General features: G+C 60.0%; 16 protein-coding genes and 1 pseudogene. 9 read left to right on the forward strand and 8 right to left on the reverse strand.

Annotated elements, in window-relative coordinates:
* The first annotated feature begins 56 nt into the window (after nucleotides 1–56).
* From rlmH to PH551_RS12655, 5 genes are all read left to right on the forward strand, one after another.
* A complete protein-coding gene (gene rlmH, locus PH551_RS12635; RefSeq protein ID WP_221113834.1) occupies nucleotides 57–539 on the forward strand; it encodes a 23S rRNA (pseudouridine(1915)-N(3))-methyltransferase RlmH in 483 nt (160 codons plus the stop codon).
* A gap of 177 nt (nucleotides 540–716) precedes the next feature.
* Nucleotides 717–2,117 carry a murein hydrolase activator EnvC family protein gene (locus PH551_RS12640; RefSeq protein ID WP_285193252.1) on the forward strand — a complete coding sequence of 467 codons (1,401 nt, stop codon included), beginning with the start codon at nucleotides 717–719 and terminating at the stop codon, nucleotides 2,115–2,117.
* Nucleotides 2,107–3,429, forward strand: coding sequence for a S41 family peptidase (locus PH551_RS12645; protein ID WP_003543943.1), 1,323 nt, complete (start codon nucleotides 2,107–2,109; stop codon nucleotides 3,427–3,429). Before PH551_RS12640 ends, PH551_RS12645 begins: the two co-directional genes overlap by 11 nt.
* Before the next feature lie 76 nt (nucleotides 3,430–3,505).
* Complete coding sequence (locus PH551_RS12650; RefSeq protein ID WP_285193253.1) at nucleotides 3,506–4,702, forward strand: divergent polysaccharide deacetylase family protein; 1,197 nt, start codon at nucleotides 3,506–3,508, stop codon at nucleotides 4,700–4,702.
* A gap of 24 nt (nucleotides 4,703–4,726) precedes the next feature.
* Complete coding sequence (locus tag PH551_RS12655) at nucleotides 4,727–5,260, forward strand: RNA pyrophosphohydrolase (RefSeq protein ID WP_085779867.1); 534 nt, start codon at nucleotides 4,727–4,729, stop codon at nucleotides 5,258–5,260.
* 81 nt (nucleotides 5,261–5,341) lie between these two features.
* Here PH551_RS12655 and bfr read toward each other — a convergent pair whose 3' ends face one another.
* The 5 genes and pseudogenes from bfr to PH551_RS12680 form a co-directional block, all read right to left on the reverse strand.
* Entirely contained in the window at nucleotides 5,342–5,827 is a 486-nt protein-coding gene (gene bfr, locus PH551_RS12660) for a bacterioferritin (RefSeq protein ID WP_064805736.1), read from the reverse strand.
* Nucleotides 5,793–6,201, reverse strand: a pseudogene (locus tag PH551_RS12665) ((2Fe-2S)-binding protein). Before PH551_RS12665 ends, bfr begins: the two are co-directional and overlap by 35 nt.
* Before the next feature lie 99 nt (nucleotides 6,202–6,300).
* Nucleotides 6,301–9,756 carry an error-prone DNA polymerase gene (locus PH551_RS12670; protein ID WP_285193254.1) on the reverse strand — a complete coding sequence of 1,152 codons (3,456 nt, stop codon included), beginning with the start codon at nucleotides 9,754–9,756 and terminating at the stop codon, nucleotides 6,301–6,303.
* Nucleotides 9,753–11,300 carry a Y-family DNA polymerase gene (locus PH551_RS12675; RefSeq protein WP_285193328.1) on the reverse strand — a complete coding sequence of 516 codons (1,548 nt, stop codon included), beginning with the start codon at nucleotides 11,298–11,300 and terminating at the stop codon, nucleotides 9,753–9,755. Before PH551_RS12675 ends, PH551_RS12670 begins: the two co-directional genes overlap by 4 nt.
* Nucleotides 11,212–12,165, reverse strand: a complete 954-nt coding sequence (locus PH551_RS12680) for an ImuA family protein (protein WP_285193255.1) — start codon at nucleotides 12,163–12,165, stop codon at nucleotides 11,212–11,214. Before PH551_RS12680 ends, PH551_RS12675 begins: the two co-directional genes overlap by 89 nt.
* A 162-nt stretch (nucleotides 12,166–12,327) precedes the next feature.
* Here PH551_RS12680 and PH551_RS12685 point away from each other — a divergent pair, with 162 nt between their 5' ends.
* Nucleotides 12,328–12,765, forward strand: coding sequence for a metallopeptidase family protein (locus PH551_RS12685; RefSeq protein WP_085779871.1), 438 nt, complete (start codon nucleotides 12,328–12,330; stop codon nucleotides 12,763–12,765).
* A gap of 23 nt (nucleotides 12,766–12,788) precedes the next feature.
* Here the strand turns inward: PH551_RS12685 and PH551_RS12690 are convergent, their stop codons facing one another.
* Together PH551_RS12690 and PH551_RS12695 are read right to left on the reverse strand one after the other, a co-directional pair.
* Nucleotides 12,789–12,995, reverse strand: a complete 207-nt coding sequence (locus PH551_RS12690; RefSeq protein WP_009996762.1) for a DUF1737 domain-containing protein — start codon at nucleotides 12,993–12,995, stop codon at nucleotides 12,789–12,791.
* A complete protein-coding gene (locus tag PH551_RS12695) occupies nucleotides 12,995–13,900 on the reverse strand; it encodes an HpcH/HpaI aldolase/citrate lyase family protein (RefSeq protein WP_285193256.1) in 906 nt (301 codons plus the stop codon). Before PH551_RS12695 ends, PH551_RS12690 begins: the two co-directional genes overlap by 1 nt.
* Nucleotides 13,901–14,013: 113 nt before the next feature.
* Between PH551_RS12695 and PH551_RS12700 the strand changes: the two genes are divergently transcribed.
* The 3 genes from PH551_RS12700 (at nucleotide 14,014) to leuD (ending at nucleotide 15,519) form a co-directional block, all read left to right on the forward strand.
* Entirely contained in the window at nucleotides 14,014–14,247 is a 234-nt protein-coding gene (locus PH551_RS12700) for a hypothetical protein (RefSeq protein WP_285193257.1), read from the forward strand.
* 108 nt (nucleotides 14,248–14,355) lie between these two features.
* A complete protein-coding gene (locus PH551_RS12705) occupies nucleotides 14,356–14,775 on the forward strand; it encodes a VOC family protein (RefSeq protein WP_285193258.1) in 420 nt (139 codons plus the stop codon).
* A gap of 135 nt (nucleotides 14,776–14,910) precedes the next feature.
* The gene (leuD, locus tag PH551_RS12710) at nucleotides 14,911–15,519 is read left to right on the forward strand and encodes a 3-isopropylmalate dehydratase small subunit (RefSeq protein WP_064708129.1); all 609 of its coding nucleotides are present in this window, start codon (nucleotides 14,911–14,913) and stop codon (nucleotides 15,517–15,519) included.
* Nucleotides 15,520–15,914: 395 nt separating this feature from the next.
* Here the strand turns inward: leuD and PH551_RS12715 are convergent, their stop codons facing one another.
* Nucleotides 15,915–16,847, reverse strand: coding sequence for a pyridoxal-phosphate dependent enzyme (locus PH551_RS12715; protein ID WP_285193259.1), 933 nt, complete (start codon nucleotides 16,845–16,847; stop codon nucleotides 15,915–15,917).
* Between the last annotated feature and the right edge of the window lie 230 nt (nucleotides 16,848–17,077).

The raw sequence follows: 17,077 nt of genomic DNA on the forward strand, positions 1-17,077 counted from the left end.
AAGCCGGCCGCGGTGTATCGTGTGCCTGAGATGCCGTCACGAGCAGGAGCGGGGAAATGCGAATTGGTCTTTTTGCGGTGGGACGGCTGAAGTCCGGCCCCGAAAAGGATCTTGTGGCCCGTTACCTCGATCGTTTCGCCAAGGCCGGCTCTGCTGTCGGCCTCGAATTCACCCGCGTTGCTGAAGTCGGTGAAAGCCGGGCCTCCAATGCGGAGACTCGAAAGCGAGAAGAGGCGGCGATGCTGCTGAAATCGCTGACCGAGGGCAGCGTTCTCATCCTTCTCGATGAACGCGGCAAGGCGCTCGACAGTGAAGCCTTCGCCAAGCTGCTCGGAAACTACCGTGACCAGGGCAAACGTGAGCTGACGATTGCAATCGGCGGAGCCGACGGCCTTGATCCCGGCCTTTACGACCGGGCCGACGCCACGCTTTGCCTGGGCAAGATGACCTGGCCGCATCAACTCGTGCGCACCCTGATCGCCGAGCAGCTCTACCGCGCCGTCACCATTTTGTCCGGCCACCCCTATCACCGCGTCTGACTATTCAGGCTAGTCCATTGCTCGGCTATGCGTCGCATTGTCACGCAGCCGTGTTTTGCGCAGGCAGGCTTTCTCCTGCAAACTTTCTGGCAAAGCGTGCCAAATCAGCTTAGTCTCCGCGCAATTTGAGAGAGTGCCCTGACACGCATGACGACGACTCCAACCAGGCGACACCGCATGATTTTGCCGGCACTTGCAGCCGGTTTTGGTGTTGCGGTCATCCTCGTCTCGACAAGCCCGTTTTCAGTTCTGGCCCAGGATGCCGCCCTGGAAGCGGCGCAATCTTCACACCCGCCGCCCGCCGAGGCGCCGCCGCCCGATCCGGCCGCCGAACTTGCCGCCAGACGGGATCAGACCCGCGTCGAACTCGAAACCCTGTCGAAATCAATCAGCCTCTCCTCCGATAAGGTGAGCGAACTCCAGCAGAGTATCGCCAATCTGGAAAAGAGCACGCAGAGCATTCGCCAGGCGCTGATCGATTCCGCCGCCCGCCGCAAGGGGCTGGAAAAACAGATCCTTGAGAGCGAGAAGAAGCTTGCCGACCTCGGCGTCAGGGAGGATGGCATCCGCCGTTCCCTGCACGAACGCCGCGGCCTGCTGGCCGAGGTGCTGGCGGCACTACAGCGCATGGGCCGCAATCCGCCGCCGGCTTTGCTCGTTACCCCGGACGACGCGCTCGCATCCGTGCGCAGCGCCATCCTGCTGGGCGCCGTTGTTCCCGGCATCCGCAAGGAAACCGACAAGCTCGCCGCCGATCTCGCAAGCCTGGCCGCGCTACAGACGGCAAGCGCCGCCGAGAAGAGCCAGCTGACGGCGACGATGACCGACAGCATCGAGGAAGAGCGGCGCATGGATCTGCTGCTTGCCGAAAACGACAAGCTCAGCCGCAGCAACGCCGCTGATCTGGAGGCCGAGAAGAAGCGGTCCGAGGAACTCGCGGGCAAGGCGACCAGCCTCGAAGGCCTCGTCGCCTCGATGGAATCCGAGATCGCCTCAGTACGCGAAGCGGCCGCCGCGGCCCGTCAGGCGGAGGAGAACCGCAAGCTCTTGACGGACGAGCAGCGGGCTCAGGCCAAGGTGCTGGCCGAGAGCGGCGTGCCCGATAAAAACCGCATTGCGCCCGCATATCCCTTCGCAGATTTGAGGGCGAAATTGGAACTGCCCGTGGCAGGCGATATCCTGCGCCAGTTCGGCGATGCCGATGGCACCGGGCATGAAGCCATGGGAATGACGGTCGCCACCAACCCGGAGACAGTGGTGACGGCCCCGGCAGACGGGCTGGTGGTTTTTGCCGGCGCTTTCCGCAGTTACGGTCAGATGATCATTCTCGACGCGGGCGACGGATACCACCTGGTTCTCTCGGGAATGGATACCATCAATACCCGTCAGGGAAAATTCGTTTTCTCTGGTGAACCGCTCGCCATGATGGGAGCGAAAAGAGTGGCGAGCGCAACTGCATTGGCGCTGGAAACGGACCGGCCAACGCTTTACATTGAATTTCGAAAAGACGGTAAACCGGTCGATTCCCGACCGTGGTGGACCGCCAAGGACACTGGAAAGGCACGCAATGATTCGTAGGGCTTCTCTTGTTCTGGTCGGCGCATTGATGGGTGCGACCGCGATGAGCGTCATTTATTCGGCAGGTGTGCCGGCAGAAGCAGCCGGATCCTCCACCTACAAGGAACTGTCGGTATTCGGCGATGTCTTCGAACGCGTGCGCGCGCAGTACGTCACGCCGCCGGCCGAAGACAAGCTGATCGAAAACGCCATCAACGGCATGCTGTCTTCGCTCGACCCGCATTCGAGCTACATGAATGCGAAGGACGCCGAAGATATGCGCACCCAGACGAAGGGTGAGTTCGGCGGTCTCGGCATCGAAGTCACAATGGAAGACGAGCTCGTCAAGGTCATCACGCCGATCGATGACACGCCCGCCGCCAAGGCCGGTGTTCTCGCCGGCGACTACATTTCCGAGATCGACGGGCAGTCCGTTCGCGGCCTGAAGCTGGAAGACGCCGTCGAGAAGATGCGCGGCGCCGTCAACACCCCAATCAAGCTGACGCTGATCCGCAAGGGCGCCGACAAGCCGATCGAGCTGACGATCGTCCGTGACGTCGTCGCCGTCCAGGCCGTCAAGTCGCGCGTCGAGGACGATGTCGGTTATCTCCGCATCATCTCCTTCACCGAAAAGACCTATCCCGACATGGAGAAGGCGATCAAGAAGATCAAGGACACCGTTCCGGCCGACAAGCTGAAGGGTTACGTCCTTGACCTGCGCCTCAATCCGGGCGGTCTGCTCGACCAAGCGATCAATGTCTCCGATGCCCTGCTGCAGCGTGGCGAGGTCGTTTCGACCCGCGGCCGCAATCCCGATGAAACCCGCCGCTTCAATGCCGGCCCGGGCGATCTGACGGACGGCAAGCCGGTTATTGTGCTGATCAACGGCGGTTCGGCGTCCGCATCGGAAATCGTCGCCGGCGCCCTTCAGGATCTTCGTCGCGCCACCGTTCTCGGCACCCGCTCCTTCGGCAAGGGTTCTGTCCAGACGATCATCCCGCTCGGCGAAAACGGCGCGCTACGCCTGACCACGGCGCTCTATTACACGCCGTCGGGGCGCTCGATCCAGGGCACCGGCATCACACCCGACATTAAGGTCGAGGAGCCGCTGCCGGAGGAACTTCAGGGCAAGATGGTGACGGAGGGTGAATCCAGCCTGCGCGGCCACATCAAGGGCCAGAGCGAAACCGACGAGGGTTCAGGCTCCGTTGCCTATGTGCCGCCAGACCCGAAGGACGACGTTCAGCTGAACTACGCGCTCGACCTGCTGCGCGGCAAGAAGACCGACCCGGCCTTCCCGCCGAACCCGGACAAGGCCGTCGTCGCCAAGTAATCGATCATTGCAAGGCCGGGCACTCGCCCGGCCTTGACCCTTTCTGCTGTTTCCCGGTTTGGAGCGGGCGAGAAAATTGGGAACGGACCTGCATGCGCCTTTGGGGCGCAACCGCAAAACCGGCAGTCGGCGGCCGGGAGTGCTGCGCCTCGGCCGGATCGCCGCCAGTCTATGCCTTTTCGCGATAGGCGGCTTCTCTCTCTATACGGCCTTTCGCGGCGACGGGCTCGAGCACAAAAAACCGCCGGCAACCGAGCAAGCGGCAGCGCCCTCTTCCAGCACGCCTCAACCAGCGCAGATGCCGGCCGGCCAGGCGGCGGATGGAATGCCGCGCGCGGAACCGCGTTCGGGCGCCAATGTCGAGCAGATGGTCACCGGCGACGGCTCCGTCGTTACCAAATACAGCCCCCGTCCCCGCGACGGCAGCGGACCGGTATTGGTCGATGCAATGCAGGTCGGCCAGGATCCGCGCATGGCGGCGCTGCCGAACGAGACACTGCTCGAGGATTCGGCCTATGGCAGGCTACCGATCGTCGGTCCCGACGGCCGACGGCCGATGGATCAGTATGCCCGCCCCTCGTCCGGCGCCCGCGGTGTGCGCATTGCCATTGTCGTCAGCGGACTTGGGCTCAGCCAGACAGGAACGCAGCGCGCCATCGCCGAATTGCCCGAGGAGATCACGCTGGCCCTTGCCGCAAGCGGCAACAGCCTCCAGCGGTGGATGCAGGAGGCTCGCCGCGGCGGCCATGAAATCCTTCTTCAGGTGCCGCTGGAACCGTTTGATTATCCGGCCATTGATCCGGGCCCGGAGACCCTGCTGACCTCAAAGCCGATCGCCCGCAACATCGAGAACCTGCACAAGGCGATGGGCGAGATCACCAATTACACCGGTATCATGAACTATCTCGGCGGCCGTTTCCTTTCCGACCCTGCCGCCATGGAACCCGTGATGCGCGATATCGGCAAACGCGGCCTGCTCTTCCTCGACGACGGGACGTCGGCGCAGTCGAAAACAGCTGATGTCGCCAAGGGGACCGAACTGCCCTATGCCTTTGCCGATCTGCAGCTCGACGGCCAGCTTAATGTCGACGCCATCCTGAAGAAACTCGACGAGCTCGAACGCATCGCACGCAAAAACGGCCAGGCGATCGGCATCGCCTCGGCTTTTGACGAAAGCGTCGACGCCATTGCCAAGTGGAGCGAGGAGGCTTCGATGCGCGGCATCGAGATCGTCGGCGTCGCGGCGCTTTCCAACGACCCCAAAAACCCCTGAGATGATGTCTCAACGGAGAAGAAGATGAGCCAAGCGACCGTGAAAGCCGAGGATCTGCCCTATCGCCCATGCGTCGGCGTGATGATCCTGAACCGCGATGGCCTGGTCTGGGCCGGCCGACGCATCCCTGACGGCAATTCCGAATATGACGGCTCGCCGCAGCTCTGGCAGATGCCCCAGGGAGGCATCGACAAGGGCGAGGATCCCCTGGATGCCGCCTATCGCGAGCTCTATGAGGAAACCGGCATCAGGACGGTGACGCTGCTCGCCGAGGCAAGCGATTGGATCAATTACGATCTGCCGCCGACGCTGATCGGCATCGGACTGAAAGGAAAATTCCGCGGTCAGACGCAGCGCTGGTTCGCCTTCCGCTTCGAGGGCGACGAGAACGAGATCGCCATCAACCCGCCGCCCGGCGGCCACGATCCCGAATTCGACGCCTGGGAATGGAAGCCGATGCAGGAGCTACCCAGCCTGATCGTCCCCTTTAAACGCGCCGTCTATGACCAGGTGATCGCCGAATTCCAGCATCTGACAGCATTGAAATCGGAGGACTGATCAGACCGCGATGCTTCCGATTTGCGCGCGGCGAGCACGGGAGTGCCGGCCGCCCTGACGCGGCCGGCATCTGGTAGGAGCTTATTCGGCTTCGTCGGCGGAATCGGCGTTGAGCTGGCCGTATTTGCTTTCGCCGATTTTTTCGAGCAGATCGAGCTGCGTTTCGAGGAAGTCGATATGGCCTTCTTCATCGGCCAGCAGCTCTTCGAACAGCTTCATCGACACATAGTCGCCGGCGTCATAACAGATATCGCGCGACTTCTTGTAGGCCGTGCGGGCGTCGTACTCGCCGGCGAGGTCGGCTTCGAGGACTTCCTTGACGTTCTGGCCGATACGCAGAGGGGCCAAGGTCTGCAGATTGGGATGACCTTCGAGGAAGATGATGCGGGCGACAAGCCGGTCGGCATGATGCATCTCTTCGATGGACTCGGCGCGTTCCTTCTTGGCGAGTTTGGTGTAGCCCCAATCTTCGAGAAGACGATAGTGAACCCAATATTGGTTGACCGCACCGAGTTCGAGGAACAATGCCTCGTTAAGCCGCTCGATGACCTTTTTGTCGCCTTTCAATGTCCGCTCTCCTGTTTTCCTCATGGAACTGCTTCAAGCGCGACATGAAATCAAATATTTCGGCCTCCGTCGAGTGGCGACGGGCGTGATATTCCTCGGTCGCCTGGATGATGATGTCGACCACGTTGGGGAAGCAGCCGCAGCAACGGCCGCGTTTTTCCATGGCGTGGTAGACCTTCGCAGGCACGATAAGCTGCCAACAATCTTCGTCGAGAAGGTTGGTGATAACCTCCCGGATTTCCTTGTCGGTTATGTAATTGCAGCTGCAGACAAGCACGTCTTCATTTCCAAACATGACACTGACTATCGTGTTTTCTGCTAAAGAAGATGGTTGCTGTCAAGAAAAAATTCGAGTCCGCTTCCCTGCAAGGCACGTTAGGCGGAGCCTGTTGCAAATTTTCTAATATTCGCTTCGGAGGCGATGACATGCACGACAAAAGACGTGGAGATAAGCCAGGGCAGCGCGACGCGTTTCAATGAAAATTCCGGCCGCGCGGCATGATATCGGCGGTTTCCGCCACATCCGTATGCCGGCTTGCGGCAGCCGTCTCTCGCCCCATCCTCTTGCGCGCATCGCCAAGCTGCCGCTGGTCGCCGCCGGGCCGCAATACCTCGTCCGAGCGTTCGCAAGCGCCGAAACGGCGGGCCTCGCGCTGCAGGATACCAAGGGCAGGCGTCATGTCCTCGATATGCTCGACGACGGTATGAATCACGCCACTCTGGCTTTGCAGTTTTCCGAAGATCTTCACCAACCGCGCACCCATGACGACCGACCGGTATTTTTCGAAAATTTTCGGCCAGACAATCGCATTGGCAACGCCGGTTTCATCTTCCAGTGTCATGAAGATCACGCCGCTGGCCGATCCCGGTCGCTGCCGCACCAGCACCAGGCCGGCAATCGTTACCCGCTGCCCGTTCGCGACGCGCAGCAAGTCGACATTGCGTGTTACGCGAGCATTGCGCAAATCGTCGCGCAGGAAAGATACGGGGTGCGCCTTCAGCGACAGCGACAGGTAGCGATAATCTTCGATCACCTGCTCTCCCGGCAGCATATCCGGCAGCTTTGCCTGAGGTTCGGGCTGCAGATCGATATGGCGCACTTGCCCGAAAAGCGGCAGTTCCTCCGTTGCGCTCTTCACATCGAGAGCCCGTACCGCCCAAAGCGCCTCGCGACGCGATAGTCCGATGGATTGAAAGGCGTCCGCATCCGCCAGTCGCTCGATGACGGATTTCTGCAGCCCGGAACGCAGCCAGAGATCACGCACCGACGCGTAACCTCCTCCACGATTGTCGACGAGCAACTGCATATCGGTGGACGAAAGACCCTTGATCTGCCGCAGGCCGAGCCGTACCGCATGTCGTGTCCTGATGATTTCCCGCATTTCACGGTGCCGGAAATCAATGGCCGTATGATCGAAGGCGGCCTCTTCCAGGGTACAATCCCAGTCCGACTGGTTGATATCAACCGGCAGGATTTTCACGCCATGCTCTCGTGCATCCCGTACCAGTTGGGCCGGCGCGTAGAATCCCATCGGCTGTGAATTCAGCAGCGCCGCACAGAAGACATCGGGATAATAGGCTTTGATCCACGAGGAGGCATAAACCAGCAGCGCGAAGGAGGCGGCGTGGCTTTCGGGGAATCCATACTCACCGAAACCCTTGATCTGATTGAAACATTGCTGCGCAAATTCTTTGGTGTAACGCTTGTTTGTCGTCATCCCCTCGATGAAACGCGTCTCGAAATTGCCGATCGTGCCGGTTCTTTTAAACGTTGCCATGGCGCGTCGAAGCCGGTCCGCCTCCGCTGGCGCAAAGCCTGCCGCAGTGATTGCAATCTGCATGGCTTGCTCCTGGAACAAAGGCACACCAAGAGTTCTTTCAAGAACCGTCTTCAGCTCCTCACTCGGATATTCGATCGGAATATTCCTTTTCGTCTGTTCCCGTCTTTTCAGATAGGGATGGACCATGTCGCCCTGGATCGGTCCCGGCCGGACGATCGCCACCTCGATGACAAGATCATAAAAGCGCCTGGGCTTCAGACGCGGCAGCATGCTCATCTGCGCCCGGCTTTCGATCTGGAAAACCCCGACCGTATCGGCGCGGCCCATCATGTCATAGACCGGCTCGCCTTCTTCTCCATGCTCCCTATTGCCGAGATCGGCGAGCGTCTTCTTGATCTCATAATGCAGTTCAAGCAGCGAGAAAGCTTTCCGCAGGCAGGTGAGCATGCCGAGCGCCAGAACATCCACCTTGAGAATCTTGACATTGTCGAGATCGTCCTTGTCCCACTCGATCATGTATCGATCCGGCATCGCCGTCTTCATGATCGGCACCACTTCGTCGAGCCGGTCCCGCGTGATGACGAAGCCACCGACATGCTGTGTGAGGTGACGCGGAAAACCGAGGAGTTCCGATGCATATTTCAGCACATTCCGCGTCACTGGATTTTTGATGTCGAGGCCAGCCGCCTTCGCATCCCGCTCCGAGAGATTGTCTTCCGACCAGCCCCAGACGAGACTGCTGATGGCCGACTGAACATCCTCCGACAGGCCGAAAGCCTTGGCGACTTCGCGGCCTGCCGAACGAGTGCGATAGCTGGTGACGGCTGCCGTCAGCCCGGCATGCGCGACGCCATACCTTCCATAAATATGCTGGATGACATCTTCACGCCTGTCATGCTCGAAATCGACATCGATATCAGGCGGCTCGTCCCGGTCCATCGAAATAAAGCGATCGAAGAGGAGCGTGCTCTTTTGAGGATCGACTTCGGTAATCTCAAGACAAAAGCAAATGACCGAATTCGCTGCCGACCCCCTCCCCTGGCAAAGCACACCAATCTGATAACGAGCGTGCTGGATGATCTTGTGAACCGTCAGAAAGTAGGAGGCATAATTCTTGTCGCCGATGAGTTTCAGCTCATACTCGATCTGCTGCGCCACTTTCTCGGGAATACCATCCGGATAACGTTTTGCCGCTCCTGCCCACGTCAGCCTTTTCAGAGTTTGCTGCGGGGTTTCGCCGGGATCGTTTTCCGCGGGATAATTATGTTTCAACTCGTTCAGGGAAAAGCTCAGCCCTGCGAAAAACACCTGCGTATTCTCAACCGCGTGAGGATAGTCCCGGAAAATCCTGGATACTTCACGTGCATCCTTGAGAAAGCGTTCGGCATTGGGCGCCAGAAGGAATCCGGCTTCCGAGATCTGCACATGCTCCCGGATCGCAATCACGATATCAGAAAGCGGCCGGCGATCGGGGTGATGATAGAGCGGCTGATTGGTTGCAATCAAGGGCACACGGTTTCGGGCGGCCAGCATGGAAAACACCGCAAAGGCCTGCCGGTCCCGCCCGTCATAGGCTGGCGACAACGCCATGAAAAATCCCTTGCGGAACCGTTTGCGAAACCGCTCCAGATAGTCTTCAAGCACCGGCTGGCGGGCAGGATCGCTGATAAGGCTCCGGTCCGGAACGAGCGCGAGCATCATCTCGTCGCCCCATTCCATGAGCTCTGCTTCTGTCAGAATGCAGGCGCCCTTGACTGCCTCTTCTTTCAGATTGCCCGCGCTGAGGAGACGACAGAGATTCGCCCAGCCCTGCCGATTGCGGGGATAGGCGAGAATATCAGGCGTTTCATCGGAAAAGACGAGTCGGGCGCCCGGCTGAATCCGGATAGGATCGAGAATCTCTTCTCTTTTCCCTTCCTTCGCTGCCTGAGCCATAATCGCATCTCTGTTTTTATATCTCTCCTCAAGCTGCTCGGCCTGCGCATGTGCCCTGACGACGCCGGCAACCGAATTGCGGTCCGCAATGCCGAGACCGCCGAGTCCGAGGTGAGCGGCCTGCACGACCATCTCCTCCGGGCTGGAGGCACCTTCGAGGAACGAGAAGTTCGTTCTCGTGCCGATTTCGAAGAATGCAGGCTCGGCCCTCATGCAAAGACCCCATGCATGAACCAGCGTGGATCGGGTTTTTCACCATAAAGACCCTGACGATAGATCCAGAAGCGGTGTCCAGACTCATCCTCTATTCTGAAATAATCGCGCGTCTGCGCATCATCCCCATCGATCCACCATTCCATGGCGACCCGTTCCGGTCCTTCACTTCTTGCCACCTGATGTTGTGTCCGCCGCCAGCGGAAAGTCTGCGGCGGACCGTCCGGCACTTCAGCAAATGCGACCTCAACAGGCTCCGGGTTTGCAAAGAGCCGCAGAGGGCGCTCCTCACGAAAAGGAAGCGCGCTGTCCTGCTTCACTTTCTGCAATGCCGGTAGGCTCTCCATTGCCGGTACCGTGATCACGGCCCGCTCCGGCACATGGCTCTCCCGAAGTTGGAAACTTTGCAGGCAATCCCGGCCAAGACGGGCCGAAACGCGGTCGACGAAGGTTGAAAGAGAGATTTCATCCTGCCGGTCACCTTCAAAATCGCCCTGCGTGTCGTTGAACGGGTCATGCCGCAGCACATTCAGGCGCAGGATCTCGAAACCATAGCCGGCATCGATATCGTCATAAATCGCATGCAGCCGTTCGGAAAATAACCCTGCAACGAGCTTCGGCTCGCGAAGCGGCCGCGAAGCACCGACGGAAATGCGGAAAACCCTGCCGTCGACACGAAACAGCACTAGCTCGAACACCCGCCCGCCGGCACCGCGCGCTTCCAGCGACGGCTTCAGCGACACGGCAATCTGCCCGGTGACGGCAAGGATCTGTTCTTCCGTTCCGATCGGCTCGATCAGACGACGTTCGGACGAAAGACTGGCGACGGGACGCCGGGGCGAGATCGGCTCCTCCTCGCGGCCCAGCGCCTGGTCGAGCCGCAGAAGCAGCGCCGGGCCAAAACGGCGGGTGAGCGGCGCCCGCGGCGCATGAATGACATCGCCGACATATTTGAGCCCGAGCTTTTTCAAAGCCTCGACGATCTGTTCTTCCAGGCGCAAGGCCGCGACAGGCAGCGGCATCAAAACATGTTCCGTCTCCTCGTCTTCCACGATGCCGCCGTTTCCGAAACGGGAGACAGCCCAGGAAAGGCCCGGCGTCGATGAGATCGCACCTCGTGCATCGAGCCCCATATGGAAGAGCCGCGACAGAATATCCTTGAGAAGAGCTCTTTCCCCGCCGAAGAGGTGAGCGCAGCCGGTAATGTCGAGAAGCAGCCCATCTCTGCCATCGAACGCCACCATCGGCGTATAACGGTCGCACCAGTCGGCAATGGCTTCCAGAAGCCGGCGGTCGGCCGCAGGATCTTCTTCCATGACATCGAGCGCCGGATACATGGCGCGCGCTTCGGCAACGCCTTGATCCTTCCGCAATCCCAACCTCTCGGCGAATTCGTCCAGCGCCGTCAAACGCATGGCGTTGTTGAGCTTGCCGCAACAGACGAGCGGCGGTTCTTCAGGACGCCCTTTCGAACGCCAGGAAAGCCCCCAGCGCTTGCGTGCGATGCGATCTGTGGCCAGATGCGGGAAGCTGAGCGCCAGAATGCGCTGATTTTTCGCCTGGAGACCGAGTGAAGCTTGGTTTGTCGACGGCAAGAAATTCGCGTTCATGGGGGCTCCACTCCAGAAGGAAGGAGAATGGAGCCGGATGTCGGCTCTTCTCCAGCGTGAGACGGAAAATCGGGTTACCGATACTGCCGGCTAGCTTCGATCCGTCCGGTAACGGCCGCAGATTCGACGGCGCCGGCTCGACCCGAAGGCGCAAAGCAGCACTGCTCGCTTCCTCCGCGCCGGCTTGACGGATGAGGAAAAGCGGACGGCGGGCGGCACGCGCCCTGAGGCTAAGCCGACGGCTTTCGGTCAGACCGAAATGCAGAGGATTGCCACGCACCTCCATGACGACGGCACAGAAGGCTGCGCTTTCAACGGCAGCTTCCGCAAGCCAGAGCGCATCCTCCAGCTTGCGCGGTGCGGCATGGAAAAATCGCTCCGGCTTCAATCCGAAATCCTTAAGCCCCGGGGCATAAGGCCGGCCTGCTTCCAGCACGCCAACCGCATCGCCGATCCAGAGCAGCGGCAGAAACCTCCCGGCATCTTCCTCTTGTTTCTGCATCCACGTCACAACAGCCAGAGCCAGGCCGCTTGCCGCCCCAGCATCGCGGGAACTTGCAGCGCGAAATTCAATGATCGCGTCGAGCGGCAGGCCGCCTTCCATTGCCTCGTCGAGCGGTGACACGCCAATTGGCAGGCGAAGCCCGAGGTCGTTCCGTTCCTGAATCTCTCCGGTCTTTTCCGAAGCCATGGCTTCCCGCTCCGCTGCCGCAAGCGCCGGCGCAGGCTTTCCTTCTAGCTTGGCGATGGTTTCGCGGAGCGCAAAAAGCCGCTCGCGCGCCAGGGCGTTCTGCGCCATGGCGTTCACTCCGTCCGTCTTGTTCCTGTTATGTTCTTATGGATTCCAGAGAGCTGAAGAAGAGTCAACAATCATTTTTTATGAATTTATTCCTGCCTTTGATTCCGCACTCGAAAATCGGCGACAAAGGTTCTATATGGGCCCGCAAAGGAAGGAATATTCATGGCCCGCGTAGACCAGAGCGATGATTGGCAGGACCGCCATGCGCCGACGATCAGCACCTTCGAGTCGCTGGCCATGGAGGCTTACAGCCATCTACCGGATGAATTCCGCCAGCTGACGACCAATCTCACCATCGAGATCGAGGATTTCCCCGATGACGACGTTTTCGAGGATATGGCGCTGGAAACGCCTTTCGACCTGCTCGGCCTTTTCGAAGGCAGGGGAATTTCGGAGCGTTTCACCGTGGAAACCGGCGAAATGCCGAACCGCATTCGCCTCTACCGTCGCCCCATCCTCGACTATTGGGCCGAGAACGACGAGACGCTCGGCGATATCATCACTCACGTCCTGATCCACGAGATCGGCCACCATTTCGGGCTGAGCGATGAGGATATGGAGCGGATCGAGGCCAGCGCCGAGGAAGCCGCCGAGCGCTGAAACCGTGCGTTCGGCAGAACGCGCTATTGCTCGGAGAGCTTCATCTCCGGATCGTAATCCTTGCCTTCGACAGTCTTGACGACGGCCTGGCCGCATTGCATCGCGCCGGTTGCGGCATTGAAGGCATAGGTCGGCGAGCCCTCCAGAGACCAGCCCTTGTTGAGGGCGGCGGTGACCTTGTGGCAGAAGGAAGCGTCGTCGGGACCGGTCAGGAAGCGGTAGAGTTTCATCAGGCGGGCTTTCTTGCAGAAATCAGGCGGGCTTTATGAACCAGAGCTTCGGCCTGGACAAGATGCAGCCGCTCAATCATCCGGCCGTTCGCATTGATGACGTTGAGGCCTTGGGCGGCCGGATCGGCAAAGGCTGATATGATTGCCTGCGCTTCGGCAATCTCTTCCGCGCTCGGACCGAAATGCCGGTTGGCGGCCGCAATCTGCGCGGGATGGATCAGCATCTTGCCGGAAAAACCCATAGCGCGACCCTGCCCGCATTCGACGTCGAAACCTTCGCCATCCCGGAAATCGTTGAAAACGCTGTCGAGCGCATCAAGCCCATAAGCCTTGACCGCGAGAATGACCTGCATCAGCCAGGGCACGAGAAAGCTTCGCCCCGGCTGCGGCAGGACGCCGATTTCCTTGCGCAGGTCATTGAGGCCGACGACGAGGCAATCGAGCCGCGCCCCGAGCATGTGGCCGGTTTCGGCGATCGCCCCGACGTTCAGCACGCCGCGCGGCGTTTCGATCATTGCCCAGATGCGCAGCTCCTCTGGCACCTGTGCATCGGCCAGCAGATCGCCAATATCGATGACATCCTGGGGTCCATCCACTTTCGGCAGGAGAACGGCGTCGGGCAAAAGCGCCTTGACCAGATCGAGATCCGCCGCCCCGAATCCGGATGACAAAGAATTAATACGAATGATCCTTTCCTTGCCCTCGAGCGGCGGTCCGGCAAAAAAAGCATGCAGATTTTCCCGCGCCTGGCCCTTGCTCTCGGGCGCGACGGAGTCTTCCAGGTCGAAAATAACCGCATCACAATCAAGGGAACGGCTCTTTTCGAGCGCCCGCAGATTGATGGCCGGCACGCTCAGCACCGAGCGGCGCAGACTTGAGGAACGCAGAGGTGTGGTTTGCTTCATCAGCCATTAGTGCCAAGCTTCGCAAAGCCCGGCAAGACAACAAAAAGCCATGCTTGCCTTGCAGAGAGGAAAAGGAAGGACCACATTCCTTTCTGTAGAAAGGTTTCAAACCCATGCAGAACATTCGCTCCATCTTCTTCATGCTGGCCGGCGCCACCTTCTTTGTCGCCATGCTGCTTCTCACCTTCTCGGTGACGCTTGCCGTCGGCGGCATCCTGACCGTGTTCATGGTCGGGCGCGCGCTTTCGATGAAGATGAAGCCCGCTCCGGTGCGCGTCAAGGCAAACAACGGCAAGCCGGAGATGCGCGTCTGGAACGACGGCCGCGGCACGATCATCGATCTCTGAGGTCCTGCTTTCAAAAATATTGGCCGCCACTGTCGGATCATGCTTCCATGATACGTCTTTGAAGCAGCCGGGCATTCAGCCGGCGCTCAAAAACGATGGAGGACGAGCATGGATACGATGGAAGACAAACCGGCCAAGCTGCCGCCGGTGAAGAATGGCCTGCTGCCCTACCTGACCGTCGATGGTGCGGTGAAGGCCGCGGAATTCTACAAGAAGGCCTTCGGCGCCGAAGAGGCCCACAGGGTGCCGGTCGATGAAAGCGGCCGGACGATGCATATTCATCTCTATATCAATGGCAGCTCCCTCATGCTGGCGGATGCCTATCCCGAATACGGCCATCCCTTCAAAGGCCATGAAGGTTTTGCCATCCAGCTTGTTATCGATGATATCGATTTCTGGTGGGATCGTGCCGTGGCCGCCGGCGCCGAAGTCGTCATGCCGGTCGAACTGATGTTCTGGGGTGACCGCTACGGCCAGCTTCGCGATCCGTTCGGCGTCCTCTGGGGCTTGAACGCGCCTGCCAAGTAACAGGCCTCGCACCGCCCCCAGGCCACGCGAACGTCGCGTGGCCGCCATTTTAGAAAGATTCTCCTTCATTTCGGCGAAAAACTGGACTAGATGCACATTCAGGAAAGTACGTTTTGCTGAAATGGAGCATAGGTCATGGATAAATTCGTGAAGCTCACGGGCGTTGCAGCGCCCCTGCCGGTCGTCAACATCGACACCGACATGATCATCCCGAAGGACTATCTGAAGACCATTAAGCGCACCGGTCTCGGCAAGGGCCTTTTCGCCGAAGCCCGCTACAATGAAGACGGCTCCGAAAATCCCGATTTCGTGCTGAACAAGCCGGCCTATCGCGATGCCAAGATCCTAGTCGCCGGCGACAATTTCGGCTGCGGTTCCTCGCGCGAGCACGCTCCCTGGGCACTGCTCGATTTCGGCATTCGCTGCGTGATCTCCACCAGCTTTGCCGATATTTTCTACAACAACTGCTTCAAGAACGGCATCCTGCCGATCAAAGTCAGCCAGGAAGACCTCGACAAGCTGATGGACGACGCCTCGCGCGGCTCCAACGCCATCCTGACAGTCGACCTCGAAAACCTCGAGATCACCGGACCCGATGGCGGCTCCATCAAGTTCGATCTCGACGAGTTCAAGCGCCATTGCCTGCTGAACGGCCTCGACGATATCGGTCTGACCCTGGAAAAGGGCAAGGCGATTGACGAATTCGAAAAGAAGAACGCCGCGTCGCATCCCTGGGCGGCTTGACCCCTGACGGGTTGTCTGCCGATCAGGCCGGGTTTTCGCGCGGCTTAGCTTGCTGACAAACTCGCTACTTCGTCTCGACCCGGACTCCGCTCGCGGCAAGAGGGCTCGCAATGCCGAGAGCGGGCGAGGAACGGAGATGGCGCGGCATTTCCTCTTCTCCCCAGCGGGGAGAAGGTGCCGGCAGGCGGATGAGGGGGCCACACGGCATCACCCCTCCCGTCAGAACATATCTGCCACGTCTGACGGCAGCGCCTTGCCTCTAGATATTGCCGAGATAGGCCAATACGGCCGAAACCGGCATGAGCGCTATGGAAAGGCCGGTTCCGCCGGCCCCCTCATCCGCCCTACGGGCACCTGCTCCCCGAGGGGAGAAGAGGGAATCGAGAGGCCACAGCTCAGAGAAACTTCTCCTTCCAAAGCCTCAGCTTTTCGAGCGACACGCCGATGCCACCGCAGACTTCGATCAGCGGATTGTCAAAGCGCTGAAGCAGCCCGGCATGCACATCGGCAATGGCAAGGGCGGCACCGCAGGCCGGCTCCACGAGGATGCGATGCGCATCGGCAAATTTCAGGCAGGCGGCGACGGCATCGGCGTCGCTGACGACAACGCTTTCGATCGGATGCTGCTTCGGTAGATCGAAGACATGCTGCGCCACCTGCCTTGCACCGAGCGACGTGGCAATCGAGGTGATGGCGGGAAGGGTAACGCGCTCGTTTGCCTTGAGGCTTGCGTGAAGTGACGCCGCCCCTTCGGTTTCAACTGCGATGACGGGGACACCGGAAAGGCCGTTCCGCTTCAGCCCTTCGACAATGCCGGCCAGCAGCCCGCCGCCGCCGACGCTGGTGACGACGCAATCGAATGTCGCACCCTTCGCAACGACCTCATCGATCAGCGTGGCATGACCATCCCACAGAAGCGGATGGTCAAAAGGGTGCACATAGGTCGCCTTGCGGCTGCGGGCGAGTTCGACCGCGTGGGCATTGGCTTCGTCGAAAACGCCTCCGTGGACGAGGACACTCGCGCCGATTGCGGCAATCGACTGCCGAACATCGGCCGCCGTCGTCTCCGGCACGACGATCGTGACCGGCACGCCGAGCGCCCGGCCGGCATAGGCCGCGGCAATGCCGGCATTGCCGCCGGAGGCGCAGAAGATCTCGCGCGCACCATCTTTCACCTCCTGCTGGCACAGCCGGCCGACGCCGCGCAGCTTGAAGCTGCCGGAAGGCTGCAGCGCATCGAGCTTCAGCCAGAGCGGTTTGCCGCTGGCGCTATAGCCGGGGGATGTCCCAACCAGGGGCGTGTCGAGATGGAGGGGTGCTGAAGCCATGCAAACATCCAAGAAATAAGTGAGACGACGGTTCTAATCCGTTTGCCGGCACAGGAGCAACCTTCCTGACCTACAGGCCCGCGCTTTCAGACGCGCAAGGGACGCTGTTATACTTTCAATCTCTGAACCGGCCGAAAAATCGGGCCGACGCAGAGATTGAAGCGTACCGATTCAACCCTTCTCTCGCTTGAAATGCCTATTTCCGGGGTCTAAGAAGCCGCAACTTGTTT

The sequence above is a fragment of the Rhizobium atlanticum genome, from assembly GCF_030182485.1.
Taxonomy (GTDB): Bacteria; Pseudomonadota; Alphaproteobacteria; order Rhizobiales; family Rhizobiaceae; genus Rhizobium.

Excerpts from the sequence above, each read along its gene's own strand:
- rlmH (WP_221113834.1), top strand. The coding sequence starts at position 57 with ATGCGAATTGGTCTTTTTGCGGTGGGACGGCTGAAGTCCGGCCCCGAA.
- PH551_RS12640 (WP_285193252.1), top strand. The coding sequence starts at position 717 with ATGATTTTGCCGGCACTTGCAGCCGGTTTTGGTGTTGCGGTCATCCTC.
- PH551_RS12645 (WP_003543943.1), top strand. The coding sequence starts at position 2,107 with ATGATTCGTAGGGCTTCTCTTGTTCTGGTCGGCGCATTGATGGGTGCG.
- PH551_RS12655 (WP_085779867.1), top strand. The coding sequence starts at position 4,727 with ATGAGCCAAGCGACCGTGAAAGCCGAGGATCTGCCCTATCGCCCATGC.
- PH551_RS12670 (WP_285193254.1), bottom strand. The coding sequence starts at position 9,756 with ATGAGGGCCGAGCCTGCATTCTTCGAAATCGGCACGAGAACGAACTTC.
- PH551_RS12680 (WP_285193255.1), bottom strand. The coding sequence starts at position 12,165 with ATGGCGCAGAACGCCCTGGCGCGCGAGCGGCTTTTTGCGCTCCGCGAA.
- PH551_RS12685 (WP_085779871.1), top strand. The coding sequence starts at position 12,328 with ATGGCCCGCGTAGACCAGAGCGATGATTGGCAGGACCGCCATGCGCCG.
- PH551_RS12690 (WP_009996762.1), bottom strand. The coding sequence starts at position 12,995 with ATGAAACTCTACCGCTTCCTGACCGGTCCCGACGACGCTTCCTTCTGC.
- PH551_RS12695 (WP_285193256.1), bottom strand. The coding sequence starts at position 13,900 with ATGAAGCAAACCACACCTCTGCGTTCCTCAAGTCTGCGCCGCTCGGTG.
- PH551_RS12700 (WP_285193257.1), top strand. The coding sequence starts at position 14,014 with ATGCAGAACATTCGCTCCATCTTCTTCATGCTGGCCGGCGCCACCTTC.
- PH551_RS12705 (WP_285193258.1), top strand. The coding sequence starts at position 14,356 with ATGGATACGATGGAAGACAAACCGGCCAAGCTGCCGCCGGTGAAGAAT.
- leuD (WP_064708129.1), top strand. The coding sequence starts at position 14,911 with ATGGATAAATTCGTGAAGCTCACGGGCGTTGCAGCGCCCCTGCCGGTC.
- PH551_RS12715 (WP_285193259.1), bottom strand. The coding sequence starts at position 16,847 with ATGGCTTCAGCACCCCTCCATCTCGACACGCCCCTGGTTGGGACATCC.